Source organism: Streptomyces sp. NPDC050738, from assembly GCF_040654175.1.
GTDB lineage: Bacteria > Actinomycetota > Actinomycetes > Streptomycetales > Streptomycetaceae > Streptomyces.
The window spans coordinates 22,912-43,028 of sequence record NZ_JBFAHN010000019.1 but is presented as its reverse complement, the minus strand read 5'-3'; the positions used below and the strand labels follow the sequence as shown (position 1 = coordinate 43,028).

General features: G+C 70.3%; 21 protein-coding genes. 14 read left to right on the top strand and 7 right to left on the bottom strand.

The features are described from left to right. Window positions 1-22: 22 nt before the first annotated feature. Window positions 23-628, top strand: coding sequence for a GNAT family N-acetyltransferase (locus AB0H78_RS33605; protein ID WP_363238547.1), 606 nt, complete (start codon window positions 23-25; stop codon window positions 626-628). Here AB0H78_RS33605 and AB0H78_RS33600 read toward each other — a convergent pair. Next, window positions 594-1,025 (bottom strand): GNAT family N-acetyltransferase, encoded by a 432-nt coding sequence (locus AB0H78_RS33600; RefSeq protein WP_363238546.1) that lies wholly within the window; start codon window positions 1,023-1,025, stop codon window positions 594-596. The two genes, AB0H78_RS33605 and AB0H78_RS33600, sit on opposite strands and share 35 nt — an antisense overlap. A gap of 92 nt (window positions 1,026-1,117) precedes the next feature. Next, window positions 1,118-2,014, bottom strand: a complete 897-nt coding sequence (locus tag AB0H78_RS33595) for an NADP-dependent oxidoreductase (RefSeq protein WP_363238545.1) — start codon at window positions 2,012-2,014, stop codon at window positions 1,118-1,120. A gap of 131 nt (window positions 2,015-2,145) precedes the next feature. Between AB0H78_RS33595 and AB0H78_RS33590 the strand changes: the two genes are divergently transcribed. The 4 genes from AB0H78_RS33590 to AB0H78_RS33575 all read left to right on the top strand — a co-directional run bounded on the left by AB0H78_RS33590 (window position 2,146) and on the right by AB0H78_RS33575 (window position 5,185). Next, a complete protein-coding gene (locus AB0H78_RS33590; protein ID WP_363238544.1) occupies window positions 2,146-2,562 on the top strand; it encodes a helix-turn-helix domain-containing protein in 417 nt (138 codons plus the stop codon). 60 nt (window positions 2,563-2,622) lie between these two features. Further along, window positions 2,623-3,375, top strand: a complete 753-nt coding sequence (locus tag AB0H78_RS33585; RefSeq protein ID WP_363238543.1) for a metallophosphoesterase — start codon at window positions 2,623-2,625, stop codon at window positions 3,373-3,375. A gap of 127 nt (window positions 3,376-3,502) precedes the next feature. Then, the gene (locus AB0H78_RS33580) at window positions 3,503-4,342 is read left to right on the top strand and encodes an NAD(P)H-binding protein (protein ID WP_363238542.1); all 840 of its coding nucleotides are present in this window, start codon (window positions 3,503-3,505) and stop codon (window positions 4,340-4,342) included. A gap of 75 nt (window positions 4,343-4,417) precedes the next feature. Beyond that, a complete protein-coding gene (locus AB0H78_RS33575; RefSeq protein WP_363238541.1) occupies window positions 4,418-5,185 on the top strand; it encodes a Mut7-C RNAse domain-containing protein in 768 nt (255 codons plus the stop codon). On the opposite strand, the gene AB0H78_RS33570 is transcribed toward AB0H78_RS33575, so the two are convergent. Genes AB0H78_RS33570 through AB0H78_RS33560 form a run of 3 tightly spaced genes read right to left on the bottom strand, consistent with a single transcriptional unit; the run spans window position 5,151 to window position 6,991 of the window. Then, window positions 5,151-5,645 (bottom strand): MarR family transcriptional regulator, encoded by a 495-nt coding sequence (locus tag AB0H78_RS33570; protein WP_363238540.1) that lies wholly within the window; start codon window positions 5,643-5,645, stop codon window positions 5,151-5,153. The genes AB0H78_RS33575 and AB0H78_RS33570 overlap by 35 nt on opposite strands. A gap of 22 nt (window positions 5,646-5,667) precedes the next feature. Then, entirely contained in the window at window positions 5,668-6,375 is a 708-nt protein-coding gene (locus AB0H78_RS33565; protein WP_363238538.1) for an AAA family ATPase, read from the bottom strand. A 40-nt stretch (window positions 6,376-6,415) separates the two neighbouring features. After that, window positions 6,416-6,991 carry a TetR family transcriptional regulator gene (locus AB0H78_RS33560; protein WP_363238536.1) on the bottom strand — a complete coding sequence of 192 codons (576 nt, stop codon included), beginning with the start codon at window positions 6,989-6,991 and terminating at the stop codon, window positions 6,416-6,418. Window positions 6,992-7,091: 100 nt separating this feature from the next. On the opposite strand from AB0H78_RS33560, the gene AB0H78_RS33555 reads away from it, so the two are divergent. The 7 genes from AB0H78_RS33555 (at window position 7,092) to AB0H78_RS33525 (ending at window position 13,701) form a co-directional block, all read left to right on the top strand. Beyond that, window positions 7,092-8,501, top strand: a complete 1,410-nt coding sequence (locus tag AB0H78_RS33555; protein ID WP_363238535.1) for an FAD-dependent monooxygenase — start codon at window positions 7,092-7,094, stop codon at window positions 8,499-8,501. A 29-nt stretch (window positions 8,502-8,530) separates the two neighbouring features. Continuing rightward, a complete protein-coding gene (locus AB0H78_RS33550) occupies window positions 8,531-8,866 on the top strand; it encodes a YnfA family protein (RefSeq protein WP_363238534.1) in 336 nt (111 codons plus the stop codon). A gap of 56 nt (window positions 8,867-8,922) precedes the next feature. Continuing rightward, entirely contained in the window at window positions 8,923-9,690 is a 768-nt protein-coding gene (locus AB0H78_RS33545; protein WP_363238532.1) for an SDR family NAD(P)-dependent oxidoreductase, read from the top strand. A gap of 235 nt (window positions 9,691-9,925) precedes the next feature. Beyond that, window positions 9,926-10,729 carry a DUF3558 domain-containing protein gene (locus AB0H78_RS33540; protein WP_363238531.1) on the top strand — a complete coding sequence of 268 codons (804 nt, stop codon included), beginning with the start codon at window positions 9,926-9,928 and terminating at the stop codon, window positions 10,727-10,729. 65 nt (window positions 10,730-10,794) lie between these two features. Further along, window positions 10,795-11,520, top strand: a complete 726-nt coding sequence (locus tag AB0H78_RS33535) for a DUF3558 domain-containing protein (protein WP_363238530.1) — start codon at window positions 10,795-10,797, stop codon at window positions 11,518-11,520. A 190-nt stretch (window positions 11,521-11,710) separates the two neighbouring features. After that, complete coding sequence (locus AB0H78_RS33530; RefSeq protein ID WP_363238528.1) at window positions 11,711-13,054, top strand: DUF2637 domain-containing protein; 1,344 nt, start codon at window positions 11,711-11,713, stop codon at window positions 13,052-13,054. A 179-nt stretch (window positions 13,055-13,233) separates the two neighbouring features. Then, window positions 13,234-13,701, top strand: a complete 468-nt coding sequence (locus tag AB0H78_RS33525) for a GtrA family protein (protein WP_363238526.1) — start codon at window positions 13,234-13,236, stop codon at window positions 13,699-13,701. A gap of 298 nt (window positions 13,702-13,999) precedes the next feature. On the opposite strand, the gene lysS is transcribed toward AB0H78_RS33525, so the two are convergent. Beyond that, window positions 14,000-15,775, bottom strand: a complete 1,776-nt coding sequence (gene lysS, locus AB0H78_RS33520; protein ID WP_363238525.1) for a lysine--tRNA ligase — start codon at window positions 15,773-15,775, stop codon at window positions 14,000-14,002. A gap of 95 nt (window positions 15,776-15,870) precedes the next feature. Here lysS and argS point away from each other — a divergent pair, with 95 nt between their 5' ends. Continuing rightward, a complete protein-coding gene (argS, locus tag AB0H78_RS33515; RefSeq protein ID WP_363238523.1) occupies window positions 15,871-17,637 on the top strand; it encodes an arginine--tRNA ligase in 1,767 nt (588 codons plus the stop codon). Between the two features lie 42 nt (window positions 17,638-17,679). Here the strand turns inward: argS and AB0H78_RS33510 are convergent, their stop codons facing one another. Next, window positions 17,680-18,954, bottom strand: a complete 1,275-nt coding sequence (locus AB0H78_RS33510) for a helix-turn-helix transcriptional regulator (protein ID WP_363238522.1) — start codon at window positions 18,952-18,954, stop codon at window positions 17,680-17,682. 310 nt (window positions 18,955-19,264) lie between these two features. Between AB0H78_RS33510 and AB0H78_RS33505 the strand changes: the two genes are divergently transcribed. Continuing rightward, complete coding sequence (locus tag AB0H78_RS33505; RefSeq protein WP_363238521.1) at window positions 19,265-19,948, top strand: DUF4232 domain-containing protein; 684 nt, start codon at window positions 19,265-19,267, stop codon at window positions 19,946-19,948. Window positions 19,949-20,117: the final 169 nt, after the last annotated feature.

Below are 20,117 nucleotides of genomic sequence, written 5' to 3'. Positions count from 1 at the left end.
CCCTGCGCCTATCGTCGGATCCATGGGAAGCAGCGTGCGAATCGAGCGGTGGTCGCAGGACGACCTGGACCTGCTGCGGCGTGCCAACGCACCGGAGATGATGGACCACTTGGGCGGTCCGGAGACCGAAGAGAAGCTCGCCGTCCGCCATGCGCGGTATGTGGGGATGACGGACCCGGCGGCGGGGCGCATGTACCGCATCGTGCGAGCGGACGGGTCCGGGCCCGACCCCGACCCCGACCCCGACCCCGAGCCCGTGGGCACGATCGGCTACTGGGAGCGGCAGTGGCAGGGCGGGACCGTGTACGAGACGGGCTGGGCGGTGCTGTCCGCTTTCCAGGGTCTGGGCGTCGCGTCCGCGGCCGCCCGGGCCGTGGCGGCCGAGGCGGCGGAACACGGCCGCAACCGCTATCTGCACGCGTTCCCGAAGACGGACCACCCCGGGTCCAACGGAGTGTGCCGCAAGGCGGGGTTCGTGCTGATGGCGGAGTGCGACTTCGAGTATCCGCCGGGCCACAAGATCCGGACGAACGACTGGCGCCTGGACCTGTCGGCGCTGAATCCCCTGAGTCCCCTCAGCTCCCTCAGCTCCCTCAGTCCAGATGCCGATCGAAGTGAAAGGCGGTGACGGCCATCCGCTCCCGGAAGTAGAAGCGGTGCGCATCTGCCCTCTGCGTACCGGAGTCCAGGCTGAGCCGGCTGCACCCGGTCTCCCGGGCCCGCTCCTCCAGATAGGCCAGCAACGCCCGTCCCACACCGGTGGATCGCGCGGTGGCGGCGGTGACCAGATCGTCGACGTACAGCTTCCGCAGCGCACTGGTGTTGACGACGATGCGCCACCCGGCGCCGCCGACGCACACGCCTGCGTCGGAGTACACGGCGGTGAACCGCAGCCCCTGGCCGTGCCCCTCCGCGTACACCCCGGTCAGCAGCTCCTCGGTGAGGTGCGGGCGGAGCTCGCGCAGGACGGGAAGGAGGTCGGCGGCGAGCCGCTCGTCGCCGGGCTCAAGGTCGATGATCTTCATAACGGAAACTGTACGAGCGCGGACGCCGGAAGGGGACCCCTTTCCCTGTGGGCCCCCCACCGCCGCCCCACGCGATTCCGGCAGGGCACCGCTCACGGCACCAGCACCAGACGCCCGCGGACCCCGCCCTCCTGGAGCCGCGCATGGGCCTTGGCCGCCTCCTCCAGCCCGTACGTCTCCGCGACGCGCAGCGTCAGCACGCCCTCGTCGACCAGCGTCACCAGCTCCGCCAGCAACTCCCCGTCCGCCTCGACCTCCTGCGTCTCGACCCGGATCCCCCGCTCGCTCGCGGGCGAGGCCCCGGGGATGAGGCCGACATGCGCTCCCCCGTCGCGTACGGCCGCGAGCGCCACGTCACCCAGTACGGCCGCGTCCAGCACCCCGTCGTACCCCGTGCCGAGCGGACCGGTCCGCGGTACGAAGTGATCCGCGCCCAGCGCCCGTACCAACTCCTCGTCCTCCGCGCCGGCTTGCGCGTCGATGACCAGACCGGCCCGCCGCGCGAGCTGCACCGCGTACCCGCCGACGGCGCCCGCCGCCCCCGTGACCAGCAGCGACTGCCCGGCGTCGAGCTTCAGCAGCGCCAGCGCCTGAGCTGCGGCCAGCCCGTTGAGCGGCAGGGTCGCCGCGGCGTCCGCGTCCGCGGAGCGCGGGGCCGCGGCGATCGCGGAGGCGTCCAGGACCGCGAACTCGGCGTGCGTACCGAGGGACTTGACCGTCCCGTACAGCAGCCCGACGACCTCGTCGCCGATGCTCCACGGGGCCCCGGCCCCCACCGCGTCGACGGTGCCCGCCACATCCCATCCGAGCCCGACCTGCTGCCCGGGCTCCCCGCCGAACACCCCGGCGCGGGTGCCGGCGTCGACCGGATTGACCGCGGCCGCACGGACCTTGATCCGCACCTGCGCGGGACCGGGCTCCGGCGTCTCCACCTCGGCGGTCTCCAGCACCTCGGGCCCACCGAACGACGTAAGAACGACTGCACGCATGACAACTCCCCTGATGGGTCGGTCCACTTGAGCGGCGTCCTGCCGCTGGACAGAAACCTACGGAGAGGTACTCTCTTCTGGTAAGTAGGCACCTGAAAGTGCGTAACTCACCCAGAGGTAGGAGCCGGAGCATGGCACCCACGACCACCGCCACCCAGCGCCGCACCGAGGCCCGCGTGGCCTACGACGCGTTCCTCAAGGAGTGCCCGACCAACCAGCTCCTCGCCCGCATCAGCGACAAGTGGGTCTCGCTGATCGTCGCCGCGCTCGCCGAGAGCGGCGGCCCCATGCGCTACAGCGGCCTCACCCGCAAGATCCCCGGCGTGAGCCAGAAGATGCTGACCCAGACGCTGCGCTCCCTGGAGCGCGACGGCCTGGTGGGTCGTACGGTCACCGCCGCGGTGCCGGTGCGCGTCGACTACGAACTCACGCCGCTGGGCTACAACCTCGCCTGCCTGATCACCCAGGTGAAGGCCTGGGCGGAGAGCCACATGGACGACGTCCTCGCGGCCCGCGAACACCACGACAACCAGGCCACCGCCTCTTGATATCGACACCTCCTAATGGCTTTAATGGTTGCAACCATTAAAGCCATCAAGGGGGCACCCATGCTGCTGGCCCAGATCAGCGATCTGCACCTCGACGGAGACGCCCGCGCCACGGAGCGGACCACCCGCGTCGTGGACTACCTGCGCTCCCTGACCCGGCAGCCCGACGCCGTACTGGTGACCGGCGACATCGCCGACCACGGCGCCCCCGCCGAGTACGCGGAAGCCGCCGAGCTCCTCGCCCGTCTCGACGCCCCGGTCTTCACCTGCCCGGGCAACCACGACGACCGCACGGCGTACCGCAAAGCCCTGCTCGGCGAGGAGGCGCCCGACACGAGCGCCGTCAACCGCCTGCACCACGCGGCCGGTTACGCCTTCCTCCTGCTCGACTCCAGCATCCCCGGCGAGGACCCCGGCCTCCTCGACGACGAGACGCTCGACTGGCTGGCCCGCACCCTCGACGACCTCGGCGACACCCCCGCGCTGCCCGCCTTCCATCACCCGCCGACCGCCCTGCATCACCCGTACGTCGACTCGACGTCGCTCACCAACCCCGGCCGCCTGGCCGAAGTCCTCGCGGGTCGCACCAACGTCCCCGCGATCCTCACCGGCCACGCCCACACCCCCGCCGCGACCACCTTCGCTGGCCGCCCGCTCCTCGTGGCGCCGGGCGTGACCTCGACGCTCCGCCTGCCCTGGGAGCCGGGCGACGGCCTGGTCAGCCGGACCGCGCCGCCCGGAGTCGCCTTCCACCTCATCGGCGAGAGCGGCAGCGAAGGCGCCGCCATCACGACGCACTTCCGCACGGTCTGAGGAGTCCGGGAGAAGCCCGCGGGAAGTCCGCGAAGCCGGCCCGCTTGACGAGCGGGCCTTCTTCACGGATATTTATCTGCGTGACACAGATTCTGCATCACGCGGACTTCACCTTAAGGACTTCACCATGACCACTCTCGTCACCGGCAGCCGCGGCAAGGTCGGCGCTGCCCTCATCCAGCTCCTGCACGACCGGGGCACCCCCGTCCGGGCCGCATCCGCCGCCCCCGAGAAACTCGAACTCCCCGCAGGCGTCGAGTCCGTGAAGCTCGACCTCGGCGACCCGGGCACCTTCCCGGCCGCCCTCGCCTCGGCCACCTCGGTCTTCCTGTACGCCGAGGCCTCCCACATCGATGCCTTCCTCCAGCAGGCCGAGGCCGCCGGAGTCGAACACATCGTGCTGCTCTCCTCCAGCTCCGTCCTGGACCCCGATGCGGCCGACAACCCGATCGCCGCCGGCCACCTCGCCGTGGAGCAGGCCCTGGACGCCTCCCCCCTCGCCTCGACCGCGCTCCAGCCCGGCGCGTTCGCGGGCAACGCCTTGCAGTGGGCATGGGCCCTGAAGTCGGGGAGCCCCATCTCCCTTCCCTACCCGGGCAGTTACGGAGACCCGCTGCACGAGCGCGACATCGCCGAAGCAGCGCTCGCCGTCCTCGACAACCCCGGCCTGCGCGGCACGTCGTACCAGCTCACCGGTCCCGAGTCGCTCACCTTCACCGAGCAGATCGCCATCCTGGAGACCGCGACGGGCCTCCCCTTCCCCGTCGCCCAGGTGACGCCCGAGGCGTGGAAGAAGTCGATGGCCGACTACATGCCCGCCCCCTTCGCGGACGCCCTGCTCAGCTACTGGGCCTCCGCCGACGGCACGCCCAGGCGCCTCACCCCGCACGTCGAGACGCTGACCGGCCACCCTGCGCGCACCTTCACCGAGTGGGCCAAGGAGAACGCGGACGCCTTCCGCTCCTGACCGCGCTCCCACGCCGCACCCGACCAGGGGGCAAACCCCTGGCCCGCACCACCCGCCCCATGCCACCCTGGCCAGGTGACCACGCGCCCGGAGATCCACCTCCAATTCGCCCCTGAGCTGCGCCTCTTCGTCCCCTCGGAGCGCCGTCAGGGGCGTACGACGCTCCTCACCGACGGCACATCGAGCCTCGGCCACGTCGTCGAATCCCTGGGCGTCCCGCTCACCGAGGCCGGACTCCTCACGGTCGACGGCGTCCCGACGCCGCGCTCGCACGTACCGCGATCCGGCGAATCGGTCGACGTGCACGCCGTCGAGCGCCCGCAGCAGATCCCCGGCGCCCCGCTCCGCTTCCTCCTCGACGTCCACCTGGGCACGCTGGCCCGCCGGTTGCGCCTGCTCGGCGTGGACGCCGCGTACTTCAGTGAGGACATCGGCGACCCGGCCCTCGCCACGCACTCCGCCCGCGAGCAGCGCGTCCTGCTCTCCCGGGACCGCGGGCTGCTGCACCGCAGGGAGCTGTGGGCGGGCGCGTACGTCTACAGCGACCAGCCGGACCTCCAACTCCGCGATGTCCTGGGCCGGTTCGCCCCGGTCCTCGCCCCCTGGACGCGCTGCACCGCCTGCAACGGCGCGCTCAAGGAGGCCACCAAGGCCGAGGTCAGCGCCCGTCTCCACGGCGGGACCGAGCGCTCGTACGACGTCTTCGCGCAGTGCACGGCCTGCGAGCGCCCCTACTGGCGCGGCGCGCACCATGCCCGCCTGGACGCGATCGTCGAGGAGGCGGTACGCGACTTCGGCCCCGCGGGCCTCAGCCGTCCAGCTCCCCGCTCCTCAGCCGGCTGATCTGCGCACCGCTCAACTCCACGGTGCGCCGCATGTGTTCGGTGATCAGCTCGATGCCCTCGTCCCCGTACGCGTCGAACATCTCGAACCAGGCGCCGTTCAGCTTCCCCCACACCGCCCCGAGCTCCGCCATCCGCGCGGGCTCCAGCACCACCAGGACCTTCCGGCGGTCCTCGGCGTCGCGCTGCCGGGTGACGTACCCGGCCCGCTCCAGCCGGTCGACGAGCCGGGTGGCCGACCCGGTGGTGAGCCCGGTGAGCTCGGCGACGCGCCCCGTGGTGACCGGTGCGTCTTCGAGACCGAGCAGATTCAGGCACTGGAGATCGGTGGGATGGAGCTTGAGGTGGTCGGCGAGGGCCTGGTTGAACAGTGCGTACGAGGCCATGTACCGACGTGACTCGGCGCCCAACTCGGCCATCAGCCGCGCCCGCTTCTCCGACTTCTCAAGCTTCTGCGTCATGCAGCAAGTGTACGACGCAGATTCAGTCGATGACATGCCGCAGATAAGCCTGCGGATCGGCGAGATAGCGCCGCCAGTGGTCGACGATCGCCAGGTCCGCCCACTCCACCCGCGCCATGCCGTGCTCCCCGACCTCCACGATGTCCGCACCGGGCAGAGCGGTCAGCAGCGGAGAGTGCGTGGCGCAGATGATCTGGGCACCCGCCTTCACCAACTGGTCCATATGCCCCACCAGTTCAAGGCACGAGGCGAAGGAGAGCGCCGCCTCGGGCTCGTCCATCACATACAGCCCGGCCTGCCGGAACTTCCCGCGGAACGCCTCCAGGAAGCCCTCGCCGTGACTGCGCCCGTCCGGATCGAACCCCTCGCGCCCCAGTGCGTCGAGCGCGGTCTCGGCCCGCAGGAAGAACCCCTTGCGGGCCGCGAAGCTCTGCACCATGCGACGCCCGCCCCTCGCGGCGTCGAAGCGGATCCGCTCACCGAGCGCGGACTTCTCCCGATGGGAGGCGTACTTCCAGTCGTGCGATCCGCCGTACGAGTCGAGCCCGAACCCCTCGGCGAGCGCCTCGACGAGCGTCGACTTGCCCGACCCGTTCTCCCCCACCAGGAAGGTCACGGGCGCCGTGAACCGCAGCCCCTCCTCCAGCAGCTGCCGCACACAGGGCACCCGCCAGGGCCACGCCTCCTCGTCATGGGAGCTCACGTGTGCGTACGCACGTTCGACGATCACCCCGCAAGTTTCCCATCCGCGCCCATGGCCCGCCCGCCCGCTACGGCACCTCCGCGGTCAGATACCGCTGCACCGTGGGCGCGAGCCACGCCACGATCTCCTCGCGATCCATCTCGACCGCCGCCGGGATCCGCAGGACGTACCGGGCCATCGCCATGCCCAGTATCTGCGAGGCGACCAGGGCCGCCCGCTGCGGCGCCTGAGCGGGATCGGGACAGACGCCGGCCGCGACCGGGGCGATCTGCCCCCGCAGGATCTCCTGCATCCGCTCGGCACCCGCCGCGTTGGTGACGCCCACCCGCAGCAGCGCGGTCAGCACGTCGTCCTGCTCCCACCGGTCGAGAAAGTGCGAGACCAGCACGGCCCCCACATGCTTGCCGGGCAGCGCGCCCAACTCCGGGATGCGCAGCTCGAATTCGGAGGCGGCGGCGAACAGCCCTTCCTTGTTCCCGAAGTACCGCATCACCATCGACGGGTCGATCTCCGCGTCGCGCGCGATGGCTCTGATCGTCGCCCGCTCATATCCGTCCGCGGCGAACCGTTCGCGGGCGGCAGCGAGGATCACTCCCTTGGTGACCTCGGAGGAACGCCGCGTAGCACCCACTGAATCCGTCATGCCAACAACTGTATGCCAACAATCGTTGACAAGCCAGCGCGCACCGCTCTACTGTTGCCAACAAGCGTTGACCAACGCTTGTTGGCAACAGGAGGCAGCCATGGCCGCAGAGCCCAGCACCACCGAAACCACCACGACAGACGTCCTCGTCGTCGGCGCAGGCCCCAGCGGCCTGCTGCTGGCGGGCGACCTCGCCGCCGCAGGACTGCGTGTCACGCTCGTGGAGCGCCGCCCGCACAAGATCAGCAATCTCACCCGGGCCTTTGCGATACATGCCCGCACCCTGGAAGCCCTCGACGCCCGGGGCCTCGCCGACGACCTGATCAAGACCGGCTCCATCACGCCCGCCCTGCGCGTCTTCGGCCGGGTCCGGATGGACCTCAGCCACCTCCCCAGCCGCTTCCCGTTCCTCCTCATCACCCCTCAGTACGAGGTCGAACGCCTACTGGAACGGCGCGCGGTGGAGGCCGGCGTCGACTTCCGGTACGAACGGGAACTGACGTCGCTCACCCAGTCCCCCACCACCGTCACCGCCGAGCTCCGCACGGCCGACGGCACCTCCGAAACCACCACCGCCCGGTACGCAGTGGGCACCGACGGCCACCGGAGCGCGGTCCGCGAGGCGCTCGGCATCCCCTTCCCCGGTGAAGCCGTCCTCAAGTCCATCGTGCTCGCCGACGTCCGCCTCTCCGAGCCGCCCGCCGAGCTTCCTCAGCTCTCCACCGCCCCCGACGGAAACTCCTTCACCTTCATCGCCCCCTTCGGCGACGGCTACTACCGGGTGATCGGCTGGGACCGCAACCACGTCGTGCCGGACAGCGACCCGGTCGACTTCTCCGAGATCCGCGCGCTCCTCCAGCGCACCCACGGCACCGACCACGGCGCACACGACGCCCGCTGGCTCTCCCGCTTCCACAGCGACGAACGCCAGGCCCCCCGCTACCGCGAAGGCCGCGTCTTCCTCGCCGGTGACGCCGCCCACGTCCACTCCCCGGCCGGCGGCCAGGGCCTCAACACCGGTCTCCAGGACGCCGCGAACCTCTCCTGGAAGCTGGCCCGCGTCCTGGACGGCGAGTCCCCCGACACCCTCCTCGACACCTACCAGTCGGAGCGCCACCCCGTGGGCACCGCGGTCCTGCGCACCAGCGGCGCCCTGGTCCGGCTGGCCGTCGCCCACACCGCACCGCGCAAGGCCCTTCGCGCCGTACTGACCACCGCGCTGAACCTCCTCGCCCCGGCCCGCCGCAAGGCCGCCGGCCAGATCAGCGGTACAGCCATCGCCTACGACAAGCACACCCGCCGCGTCCCCGACATCGCACTGTCCGACGACACCCGTCTCTACGAGGCCCTGCGCGCAGGCAAGTTCGTCGAGATCACCCCGCTCGGCACCACAGCACCCCCCACGGTCACCGGCGCGATACAAGCCCACTGGCGGCAGAGCTCCTCCCGCAAGGACACCCTCCTGGTCCGCCCCGACGGCTACACCACGTCAGCCGCCCTCCCCCTCTGACCCCACCCGCCCGTGCCACGATCGCCCTCATGTTCACGACCCGCTCAGCAGCGCTCTTCCTCCTGGCAGCCTTCCTCGAAATCGGCGGGGCCTGGCTGATCTGGCAGGGCGTACGCGAACACAAGGGCTGGCTCTGGATCATCGCCGGAGCCCTCTCCCTCTCGCTGTACGGCTACGTCGCGACCCTCCAGCCCTCGGCCGACTTCGGCCGCATCCTCGCCGCCTACGGAGGAGTCTTCGTCGCCGGCTCCCTGGCCTGGGGAGCGGTCGCCGACGGGTACCGCCCCGACCGCTGGGACATCACAGGAGCCCTGATCTGCCTGGCCGGAATGGCAGTGATCATGTACGCCCCGCGGGGCCGCTGACCCCGCGCCTATCCTGATTCCGAACCGACTCGTACAAACGCCCGAGGAGCAGCCCCATGACCGCCGCAGCCACGAACCGCATCGCAGTAGTCACCGGGGCGAGCAGCGGAATCGGCGCCGCCACCGCCCGCGGCCTTGCTGCCGCCGGCTACCGGGTCGTCCTCACCGCCCGCCGCAAGGACCGCATCGAGGCCCTCGCGGAGGAACTGACCGCGGCAGGTCACCAGGCCACGGCGTACCCCCTGGACGTCACGGACCGCGCCGCGGTGGACGAGTTCGCCACGGCGTTCCGCACGATCCATGTCCTGGTGAACAACGCGGGCGGCGCACTGGGCGCGGACCCCATCGCCACCAGCAGCCCGGCGGACTGGCGCCAGATGTACGAGACGAACGTCATCGGCACCCTCAACCTCACCCAGGCCCTGCTCCCCGCACTGACCGCGAGCGAGGACGGCACGGTGGTGATCCTCTCCTCCACCGCGGGCCACGCCACGTACGAGAACGGCGGCGGGTACGTGGCGGCGAAGCACGGCGCGCACGTCCTGGCCGAGACGCTGCGCCTGGAGATCGTCGGCACCCCGGTCCGGGTGATCGAGATCGCCCCCGGCATGGTGAAGACGGAGGAGTTCGCGACCACCCGCTTCAACGGCGACACCGAGAAGGCGGCCAAGGTCTACGCAGGCGTGGCGGCCCCTCTCACGGCGGAGGACGTGGCGGAGACGATCACCTGGGCGGTGACCCGCCCCAGCCACGTCAACATCGACCTCTTGGTGGTCCGCCCCCGCGCCCAGGCCTCCAACACCAAGGTCCACCGCGAGCTGTGACGCACGACGGCCCCCCGGAACCAGAGGCTCCGGGGGCCGTCGAAGCGAACGCCGGCATCTCCGGATGCGACATAACTGCCCAAATCACCGCGAACATCGCAGAACGCAAATCCCGTGCCAAGGCCCACGAAAGCGACAGCGGACCGGCATGTACTCCAGTGCGTGCGATAGACATTGTGTCCGGGCACCACCATCCGGCGGTAACCGCTTCTCGTCCCGAAGGGAGCCTCCGACCGTGCAGCGAAGGGCGCTCGTCCCCGCCACCGCGCTACTTTCGGCGCTGGTCACGGCATTGGTCGCAGGCTGCTCCAGCGCCTCGGGAACCGACGGATCCCGAGCCGATTCCAAGTCCGGGGAGACCACCCCCGCCGCCGCCCCCGGCAAGTACCGCACCCTTCCCGAGGCCTGCGGCGCCGCAGACGCGGGCGCGCTCAAGCGGATGTTCCCCGGCGTGGAGACGCTGCCCAAGGACCAGCAGGAGAAGGTGTACGCGGGCAGCGCGGTCGTGACGTACGACACCGACCGCCGCGTCGGCTGCCACTGGAAGGCCGACTCCGCGGACGCCTCGCACCAGCTCTCCGTCGGCTTCGAGCGGGTCGTGAGTTACGACACCGCGGTCAGCGACGAGGACCGCGCCCAGCAGGTGTACGCGGACAAGGAATCCGCAGCGGACCTCCCCCCGGCGCACCGCTCGACCCCGACCCCCACCGCCACGGCGACCCCCACCCCGACCGACGGAGCCACCGCCGGTTCGACCCCCTCCACCTCGGCGGACAGCGGCACCGACCCCGCCGACGCCCTCGAACCCCGTACCCTCGGCGGCCTCGGGGACGCCGCGTTCCTGGACGACGCGCTCGCCCGGGCCGGCGCCACCGGCAAGGAACGCACGGTCACCGTCGTCTTCCGTACCGCCAATGTCATCGTCACCGTCGAGTACAGCGAGCAGCCCACCGCGGCGGCCGTCGTGCCCGACAGCAAGGAACTGCAGGACCGGACGCAGGCCATGGCCCGCAAACTCGCCGAGCAGTTCAGCGATTAGTCCGGTGTGTGCCCACCCGCCGATACGGTGGCGGCGCACCGGACCGTACGACCAGTGAAGGAACCATGCACCGATCAGCCCCGCGACACCGCCTCGCCCCCCGCCTCCTCGCCTTCGCAGCCGTCCCGGTGATGCTCGTCGTCGCCGGCTGCTCGTCGGACTCCGGCTCGGGCTCCAGCAGCAAGACGTCCAGCCCCACCGCCTCCGCGAGCAAGTCGGCGTCCCCGACGGCCGCGGCGGCCGCGTTCGCCAAGCTGCCGGAGGACGCCTGCAAGTCGATCTCGGCGAAGACGGTCGAGGACCTGGTCCCCAGCGTGAAGACCAAGGCCGGCACGGCGGACAAGTCGACCGACATCGAGCTGCGCAGCGGCTGCAACTGGAACGGCCTGAAGAGCAACGGCACCAAGGGTTCCGACTACCGCTGGCTGGGCGTCTCCTACCTGCGGTTCCCCTCGGACGCGACCCTGGGCGACGGCGCCAAGCGCGCCACCGACCAGTACGCGAAGGAAGTCACCAAGGCCCAGGCGACCGAGGGCGCGAAGAACGTCAAGACGGCGGCCACGAGCGGCATCGGCGACCAGGCCACCACGGTCACGTACACCCTGCGCAAGACGGACGCGGACTTCACGTACGCGACGGTCGTCGTCCGCACGGAGAACGTCGTCGCCATCGTCGACTACAACGGCGCGGGCTACGAAGGCGCCAAGTCCCCGTCCGTGGACGACGTCACCAAGGGCGCCCAGACGGCGGCCAAGGAAGCCGTCGCCGCGGTCGCCACAGCAAACAAGTAGGCGCGGGACCAGCACCCAGCAGCCGAACGCGTCAGCGAATCGGGCCCAACAAGCCCCCATACACGCCGATTTACGGAGCCCGGCCCTCCCCCGGAGACCGGGCTCCGGCCGTACCCGCGCACCAGCACCCGTACGCATGTGCCAGGCTGTGCCCGCCAGATGTCAAAAGCTTCGGGAGGGATTGCGGTACATGGCCGCGATGCAGCTGACACGCACACACCGGATACTCGTCGGTGTCGTCGTCGCCGGTGCAGTAGTAATTGCCGGGATCGGATTCGCAGGAAGTTACGCAGCGGTACGCGAACTCGCGCAGGAGAAGGGCTTCGGGGACTTCTCCGTCGTCTTCCCCATCGGCATCGACGCGGGCATCTGCGTCCTGCTCGCCCTGGATCTGCTCCTGACCTGGATCAGAATCCCCTTCCCGCTCCTGCGCCAGACGGCCTGGCTGCTCACGGCAGCCACGATCGCCTTCAACGGCGCGACCGCCTGGCCCGACCCGCTCGGCGTCGGGATGCACGCGGTGATCCCGATCCTGTTCGTGGTCGCGGTCGAGGCCGCCCGCCACGCGGTGGGCCGGATCGCGGACATCACGGCGGACAAGCACATGGAGGGCGTGCGCCTCACGCGCTGGCTGCTCTCCCCGATCCCCACCTTCCGCCTCTGGCGCCGGATGAAGCTCTGGGAGCTGCGCCGCTACGACCAGGTGATCCGCCTCGAGCAGGACCGCCTGATCTACCAGGCCCGCCTCCAAGCCCGCTACGGCCGCGCCTGGCGCCGCAAGGCGCCGGTCGAATCGCTGATGCCGCTGCGCCTGGCGAAGTACGGAGTCCCCCTCGCGGACACGGCCCCCGCGGGCCTCGCGGCGGCGGGCATCGACCCGCAGCTGATGCCGCCGGTGGTGCCGGTGACGGCGCAGGCGCAGGCGCAGCAGCCCGCGCTCCCGGCCCAGCAGGCCCCCGTACAACCCGTGCAGCAGCAGTACCAGCAGCCCCAGCAGTGGCAGGAGCACCAGCAGCCGCAGACCCAGCCCGCCCCTCAGCAGCAGCCGCAGCCGCAAGCCACCCACGAAAGCCCCTGGTTCGAGGCGCAGGTGGCCCAGGAGGCGTACGACGGCAACTACAGCCCGACGGCGTACGACACCGAGAGCAGCCCCACCTACGTCCCCCCGTACGGCCCGGACGACACGGCGCAGCAGCCCGCGCCCCCGATGATGATCCCCTCGGGCGCCCCCGGCCGCACCCGCCCCCTCGCAGGCGCCACCCTCCCGGGCCCGCGCCAGCCGGAGCCGGACCAGCAGCCGGAGCTCGATCCCCAACCCCCGCTGGACGAGATCGAGTTCATGCAGACGGCGTACGAAGCCTTCCGCGCCTACGCCCACGAGCACAACAACTACCCCAGCGCGGACCAGCTGGACATACACCTCGCGGACATCCACCAGCTCAGCCACCCGCACAGCGCGGCCCTCGTCCGCCGCCTGCTGCCGGAGTTCAGGCACCGCCACGAGGTGGAACTGAAGGAAGAGCACATCGCCTGACCCCACGCACGCGTACCCCCTCGACGGCAGGCTCCGGAAAATCCGGGGCCTGCCGTCGTGCTGTGGGGTGCGCCGGAAGGGCCGTCGGTGGGCTGTCAGCGCTCTGTCACCGACCTGTCAGTGCGGCTTGCGAAGCTCGTCCCCGAACCCGAGCACACAACGTTGGACGAGGAGACGACATGTCGCACACGATCACAGCCGAGCGAACGGCCCGCGGCGGCAGCGTCGCAGCATTCCTCCGCTTCACCGCCCTGGGCGGCGGGATGACCCTCGCAGCCTCCGCCGTCATACCGGTGCTGGCGCTCTGGATGCCCTGGGCCCTGGCCAACGCCCTGATCACGGTGGTCTCCACCGTGGCCGCCACCGAGCTGCACGGCCGTGTCACCTTCCGGCAGGGCCGCCCCGACTGGCGCCGCCACCTGCAGAGCGCGCTGACCATCGCCGGCGGCTGGCTGGTCACGACGCTCGCCGTCACCACCTTGCACGCCGTGCACCCCGACGCGGGAATGCTGCTCGCGCAGACCGTCTACCTCACCGCGAGCGCCCTCATCGGTATAGGCCGCTTCCTCATCCTGAAACTCGCGGTCTTCGCCCCGAAGCCGCAGACCACCGGCGACCCGCGCACGGCATACGGAACAGCCGCCTGACAGCCCGAAGGGCGACCACCCGAACCCGGACAGCCGCCCTCCACACCACCAACCGACGCCTCAGCCCCCGAGCAACTCCCGCACCCGCTCAGCACCCACAGCCAACAACAACGTAGGCAGCCGCGGCCCCGTGACCTCTCCCCCGTGCAACCCTCGCACCGCTCGGCCCCAAGGGGCCTCACAGGCATCGGGCCGCTGCGCCGGACTCCGCCCGCCGATCGACCACCCGCGACCCCACCCACGCCGAAGGGCGACCACCCGAACCCGGACAGCCGCCCCCACACCACCAACCGACGCCTCAGCCCCCGAGCAACTCCCGCACCCGCTCAGCACCCACAGCCAACAACAACGTAGGCAGCCGCGGCCCCGTATCGCGCCCGACCAACAGCTGGTAGAGCAGCGCGAAGAACGTCCGCTGCGCCACCTTGATCTCCGCCGGAAGCTCCTTGGGCCCGGCGTCCGCCGAGAAGCCGGCCTGCACCTTCGGCACCCCGTACACCAGGTGCGTCAGGCCATCCAGCGACCAGTTCGCATCGAGCCCGTCGAGCAGCAACCGCACCTGCTCACGCGCCTGCTCGTCCAGCGCCCCCAGCGTCTCCGCGTCCGGCACCTCGCGCACCACGGTCCGCGACTCCGCCGGAACCTGCGTGGTGATCCAGGCCTCCGCCTTGTCGAGCCGCGGCCGCGCCTCGTCGAGCGAGCCCAGCGGATTCGCGGGGTCCAGATCGTTCAGGATCCGCAGCGTCTGCTTCTCGTCCCCGGCGGTCACATCCACCACAGAGGCCAGCGTCCGGTAGGGCAACGGCCGCTCGGTCCGCGGCAGTTCACCGGCCGCGGTCCGTACGGCACGCGAGTGCGCGGCCGCGTCGGCCGGCAGCACGCTGCCGTCCGCGACCTTCCCCTCCAGCTTGTCCCACTCGTCGTAGAGCCGCTGGATCTCCTGGTCGAAAGCGATCTTGAACGACTGATTCGGCCTGCGCCGTGCATACAGCCACCGCAGCAGCTGCGGCTCCATGATCTTCAGCGCGTCACCCGGCGTCGGCACGCCACCCTTGCTGGACGACATCTTCGCCATGCCGCTGATGCCCACGAAGGCGTACATCGGCCCGATCGGCCGCTCGAAGTCGAAGATCCGCACGATCTCTTCCCCCACCTGGAAGGAGGACCCGGGCGACGAGTGGTCGACCCCACTCGGCTCGAACATCACGCCCTCGTACGCCCACCGCATCGGCCAGTCGACCTTCCAGACCAGCTTGCCGCGGTTGAACTCGCTCAGCTTCACCGTCTCGGTGAACCCGCAGGCCTCGCACCGGTAGGACAGCTCGGTGCTCTCCTCGTCGTACGCGAGCACCGTCGTGAGGTCCTTGTTGCACCCACCGCAGTAGGGCTTGTACGGGAAGTACCCGCCGCCCCCGGTGCTGCCGTCGTCCTCCTCGGCGGCCCCCGATCCCTCGGCAGCCTCCAGCTCGGCCTCGTCCACAGCCTTCTGCGACTGCTTCTTCACGACCTTCTTGGTCCGGTACTGATCAAGAATGGCGTCGATGTCGCCCCGCCGCCGCATGGCCAGCAGGATCTGCTCCCGGTAGGTCCCGGCCTGGTACTGCTCGGTCTGGCTGATGCCGTCGTACTCGACACCCAGCTCGTCCAGCGCCTCGACCATGGCGGCCTTGAAGTGCTCCGCCCAGTTCGGATACGCGGACCCGGCCGGCGCGGGCACGGAGGTCAGCGGCCGCCCGATGTGCTCGGCCCACGACGCGTCGACCCCGGGGACCCCGTTCGGGACCTTGCGATACCGGTCGTAGTCGTCCCACGAGATCAGATGCCGTACGGCATACCCCCGCCGCCGGATCTCATCGGCGACGAGATGCGGGGTCATGACCTCGCGGAGGTTCCCCAGGTGAATGGGCCCGGAAGGCGAAAGCCCGGAGGCAACCACAACCGGTTTGCCAGGCGCACGACGCTCCGATTCAGCGATCACATCGTCCGCGAAACGGGAGACCCAGTCGGTCTCGGTGCTGCTCTGACTCTCGGCCACGGTCGGTACGTCCTTCTCTCTGGTACGGGCGTACCCCATCCTCCCAGGTCCCACCGACAGAGCGAAAACGGATAGACGCCCCATGGGATACTGGAGCCGATCCCCATACCCCCTACGGAAACGGCAGCCAGCCCATGGCCTCGGTCAATTCCCTCGCTTCCACGCTCCAGCAGCACCTCGCGGACGCCCTGACGGCAGCCCTGCCGGAGGCCGGCGCCGCGGACCCGCTGCTGCGACGAAGCGACCGGGCCGACTTCCAGGCCAACGGCATCCTGGCGCTCGCGAAGAAGGCGAAGGCCAACCCGCGCGACCTGGCGACCCAGGTCACGTCGGCCCTCCCCGCCAACGACCTGATCAAGGACATCGAGGTCTCGGGCCCCGGCTTCCTGAACATCACGCTCACCGACAAGGCGATCACCGAGACCCTGGCCGCGCGCGCGGCGGACGACCGCCTCGGGGTTCCGTACGCGGAGAACCCGGGCACCACGGTCATCGACTACGCCCAGCCGAACGTGGCCAAGGAGATGCACGTAGGCCACCTCCGCTCGGCGGTCATCGGCGACGCGATGGCGAAGATCATGGAGTTCGAGGGCGAGAAGGTGATCCGCCGCCACCACATCGGCGACTGGGGCACCCAGTTCGGCATGCTCATCCAGTACCTGATCGAGCACCCCACCGAGCTGGACCACAAGGACGCCGCAGCCGGCGAGGCGGACGGCGAGGCAGCCATGTCCTCCCTCAACCGCCTCTACAAGGCCTCGCGCGCACTCTTCGACTCCGACGAGGAGTTCAAGGCACGCGCACGGGACCGCGTCGTGGCCCTCCAGGCGGGCGACCCGGAGACCCTCGCGCTCTGGCAGCGGTTCGTCGACGAGTCGAAGGTCTACTTCTACTCGGTCTTCAACAAGCTCGACATGGAGATCGACGACCCGGACATCGTCGGCGAGTCCGGCTACAACGCCATGCTCGAAGAGACCTGCCAGATCCTGGAGGACTCCGGGGTCGCGGTCCGCTCCGAGGGCGCGCTCTGCGTCTTCTTCGACGACGTGAAGGGCCCGGACGGCAACCCTGTCCCCCTGATCGTCAAGAAGACGAACGGCGGCTACGGCTACGCGGCCACGGACCTCTCCGCGATCCGCAACCGCGTCACGGACCTCAAGGCGACGACGCTCCTGTACGTCGTGGACGCCCGCCAGTCGCTCCACTTCAAGATGGTCTTCGAGACGGCCCGCCGCGCAGGCTGGCTGAACGAGGACACGAAGGCGGTGCAGCTCGCCTTCGGCACGGTGCTGGGCAAGGACGGCAAGCCGTTCAAGACCCGTGAGGGCGAGACGATCCGCCTGGTCGACCTCCTGGACGAGGCGATCGAGCGCGCATCGGCGGTCGTACGGGAAAAGGCCCTGGACCTCACCGAAGCCGAGATCACCGAGCGCGGCACGCAGGTCGGCATCGGCGCGGTGAAGTACGCGGACCTCTCCACGTCCGCGAACCGCGACTACAAGTTCGACCTGGACCAGATGGTCTCGCTGACCGGCGACACCTCGGTCTACCTCCAGTACGCGTACGCCAGGAACCGCTCCATCCTCCGCAAGGCGGGCGACACCAAGCCGGCCGCCCACCCGGAGCTGGAACTGGCCCCGGCGGAGCGGGCGTTGGGCCTCCACCTGGACAACTTCGCCGAGACGCTGACCGAGGTCGCAGCCGACTACGCGCCGCACAAGCTGGCGGCGTACCTCTACCAACTGGCGTCGCACTACACGACGTTCTTCGCCGAGTGCCCGGTCCTCAAGGCCGAGACCCCGGCACACGTCGAGAACCGCCTGTTCTTCTGCGAGCTCACGGCCCGCACGCTCCACCAGGGCATGGCACTGCTCGGCATCAGGACCCCCGAGCGCCTCTGACGGCGCCAGAAGGCGGCGGACCGACCGCACACGTCGGTCAGGTCAGTCCGCCGCCTTCTGCTCCCAGACGTTGGACTCCCGGTTGTAGAGGTAGAGCGGCCGCCCCTTGACGGCGCTCGTCCTGAACGGCTTCCCGCCGTCGTCGACGCGCACCTTCCCCGACCGGCCGCCAGTGCTCCAGGAGAGCTCCAAGTACCAGCTCACGTCGCGCGCATCACTGTGCACATTCAGATTGAGCACCTGCGGATCGTCCGAAGCGACCTTGTACGGGAAGTCCACGGCCGGGATCTTCACATCGCCCTGCACTCCCCCGACGGGCCTGGTCAGCGCCTGCGCGGAATCCAGATCCACATCGAAGCTCCTCGGCGTGACACCGCTCCCGCAGCCGTCTCCCATGGAGTACGCGGTCCAAGCGAGCGGCGCACTGCGCGCGACGGTCCGCACCCGCAGCCCGGTCAGCACCACGGACTCCTTGCTCTTGCCGGTGGCGGTGACCTGCAGCATGATCCCCCCGCCGTCGACACCGCCCAGCGCCCGCGCCCAACTGCGGTTGTCCTGCGGATCGCTCGGGGGCGGGGGGACGGCCGTGGGCGGCTGGTCGAGTACGTAGTACTGATCGCAGGGCCCATCCCAGTTGTACGAACTGACGCCCACGCTCACAGGCACGCCCGAGCCCACCGCGCTGCCGCCCCCACCTGCACCGTGCGAAGCCGTGGCAGAAGGCGAGGCCGTACGGGAGGCGGAAACGGACGGCGAGACGGACCCCGAGGGCGAGGCAGTCGCGTTCGCCCCGTCCGCGCCCCCGTCCGCGCTCACCGAGGGCGAAGCGGAATCCGCGGCGGCGGCGCGCCCGCCGCCCTTGTCGGACCCGTCGCGCGCGGCGACGTAAGCGGTGGGCACACCCAGAGCCACAACAGCCGCCGCGGCCAGGGCAATCCGCAGATTGCGCCGCCCGGCACGCGGCGGCGCACCAGCGCCGTCAGCAACAGCCTCGGCCTCTGGCCCTGTCCCTGCCCCTGTCCCCGGCTGTGGCGCGACCTCCGGCATCACGGCGTCCCCCGCAGGCCGCCGCCGAGCCTCATCGGCCAGAATCCACCGCCGGTGCAGCTCGACCTGCTCCTCCCGCCCCGCCCCGCACACCGTGGCCAGCCGGGCGACCGGCGCGAATTCCGCAGGCACCGCATCCCCGTTGCAGTACCGGTGAAGCGTGGACGTACTGACGTGAAGCTTCCCCGCGAGCGTCCCGTAACTGTCCCCCGACCGCTCCTTGAGCTCCTTCACCAGCGCCGCGAACTCCGCGATTTCCCGCCCTGCCACCCCTGCACATCCTTTCGTCCGTCCCAGGAAAGCGTTCCAGGGACGGTTCGTTTCCCCAGGTCAGCCTGGGTGAAAGCGTTCCAGCGTCCCGAATGGACCGGCAACGCTTGCCGCCGAAATCCGGCGCCCCCCAAGCTGTGATCACACCGCAGCCCACACCGGAAGCAGCGATGCGAAATCGCCTCCACATCAGCGTCACCGACGCGGTGGCGATCTGCGTACTGATCGCGACAACCGTGATCGTCACCACGCTGATCTGCCACACGTGACAACCCAACAACCGCACACCGAACGGGGAGTACCACCCATCATGCGCCTCATCCGCACCTCCACCCTCGCCGCCACCGCCCTGCTCGCCTCGCTGGCCCTCACCGCCTGCTCGAACTCAACAGACGCCACCGCAAAGCCCGACGACAAGTCCGCCTCGACCACCACCCCCACCCAAAAGCAGCCCGCAGCCGCCAAGCCGGCCCAGAAGGACACCGCCGGAACGGGAACCGACACCACCACGACGACCGCCACCACCAAGAAGCCCGAGAACCCGAAGTCGCCCGCAGAACCCCAGAAGCGGAGTACCTGCACCAGCTCGACGATCAAGCTCACGGCATCCCCGGTCGCCCGCCCCGTCAACCACGTCCTCCTGACCGCGACCAACACCGGCAGCACGACGTGCGACCTCTACTACGCCCCCGCGACCGCCTTCTCCGACGATGCCCAGTCCCCGCTCCAGATCGACAGGGACACCCAGCCCCAGGCCGTGGTGACGCTCTCCCCGGGCCAGTCGGGCTACGCGATGATCCGCACGTCCGGCGAGGACAACGGCGACAAGCCGTACACGACCCAGCAGATCCGCGTGCACTTCGAGAACCGCGCCAACAACGGCTCGGTGGGCCCCGCCTCCTACGCCCACCTCCCCAAGCCGCTCTCGGTCGTCGACTCCCAGGCGGCGGTCACCTACTGGCAGTCGGACCTGGACGCGATCAGCGCCTGGTGACGAAGCGCGCAAGCGCCCCGCCGCACCTCATGCACCTTGCGCTCCACCCGGGCACTTGTCAGTACCCACCCCTAGAGTCCCGCCCATGGACCCGCGCGCGAACCAATTCCACACCCTGGCACCCCGACTCCCGCCAGTGGGCGGCCTGACCTCATGCAGGTAGAGGTCC

What these genes read in the sequence shown, in the direction of transcription:
- AB0H78_RS33605 (WP_363238547.1), top strand. Translation starts at nt 23, where the DNA reads ATGGGAAGCAGCGTGCGAATCGAGCGGTGGTCGCAGGACGACCTGGAC.
- AB0H78_RS33580 (WP_363238542.1), top strand. Translation starts at nt 3,503, where the DNA reads ATGACCACTCTCGTCACCGGCAGCCGCGGCAAGGTCGGCGCTGCCCTC.
- lysS (WP_363238525.1), bottom strand. Translation starts at nt 15,775, where the DNA reads ATGGGGTACGCCCGTACCAGAGAGAAGGACGTACCGACCGTGGCCGAG.
- AB0H78_RS33525 (WP_363238526.1), top strand. Translation starts at nt 13,234, where the DNA reads ATGTCGCACACGATCACAGCCGAGCGAACGGCCCGCGGCGGCAGCGTC.
- AB0H78_RS33505 (WP_363238521.1), top strand. Translation starts at nt 19,265, where the DNA reads ATGCGCCTCATCCGCACCTCCACCCTCGCCGCCACCGCCCTGCTCGCC.
- AB0H78_RS33570 (WP_363238540.1), bottom strand. Translation starts at nt 5,645, where the DNA reads ATGACGCAGAAGCTTGAGAAGTCGGAGAAGCGGGCGCGGCTGATGGCC.
- AB0H78_RS33590 (WP_363238544.1), top strand. Translation starts at nt 2,146, where the DNA reads ATGGCACCCACGACCACCGCCACCCAGCGCCGCACCGAGGCCCGCGTG.
- AB0H78_RS33550 (WP_363238534.1), top strand. Translation starts at nt 8,531, where the DNA reads ATGTTCACGACCCGCTCAGCAGCGCTCTTCCTCCTGGCAGCCTTCCTC.
- AB0H78_RS33600 (WP_363238546.1), bottom strand. Translation starts at nt 1,025, where the DNA reads ATGAAGATCATCGACCTTGAGCCCGGCGACGAGCGGCTCGCCGCCGAC.
- AB0H78_RS33585 (WP_363238543.1), top strand. Translation starts at nt 2,623, where the DNA reads ATGCTGCTGGCCCAGATCAGCGATCTGCACCTCGACGGAGACGCCCGC.
- argS (WP_363238523.1), top strand. Translation starts at nt 15,871, where the DNA reads ATGGCCTCGGTCAATTCCCTCGCTTCCACGCTCCAGCAGCACCTCGCG.
- AB0H78_RS33545 (WP_363238532.1), top strand. Translation starts at nt 8,923, where the DNA reads ATGACCGCCGCAGCCACGAACCGCATCGCAGTAGTCACCGGGGCGAGC.
- AB0H78_RS33555 (WP_363238535.1), top strand. Translation starts at nt 7,092, where the DNA reads ATGGCCGCAGAGCCCAGCACCACCGAAACCACCACGACAGACGTCCTC.
- AB0H78_RS33560 (WP_363238536.1), bottom strand. Translation starts at nt 6,991, where the DNA reads ATGACGGATTCAGTGGGTGCTACGCGGCGTTCCTCCGAGGTCACCAAG.
- AB0H78_RS33535 (WP_363238530.1), top strand. Translation starts at nt 10,795, where the DNA reads ATGCACCGATCAGCCCCGCGACACCGCCTCGCCCCCCGCCTCCTCGCC.
- AB0H78_RS33530 (WP_363238528.1), top strand. Translation starts at nt 11,711, where the DNA reads ATGGCCGCGATGCAGCTGACACGCACACACCGGATACTCGTCGGTGTC.
- AB0H78_RS33595 (WP_363238545.1), bottom strand. Translation starts at nt 2,014, where the DNA reads ATGCGTGCAGTCGTTCTTACGTCGTTCGGTGGGCCCGAGGTGCTGGAG.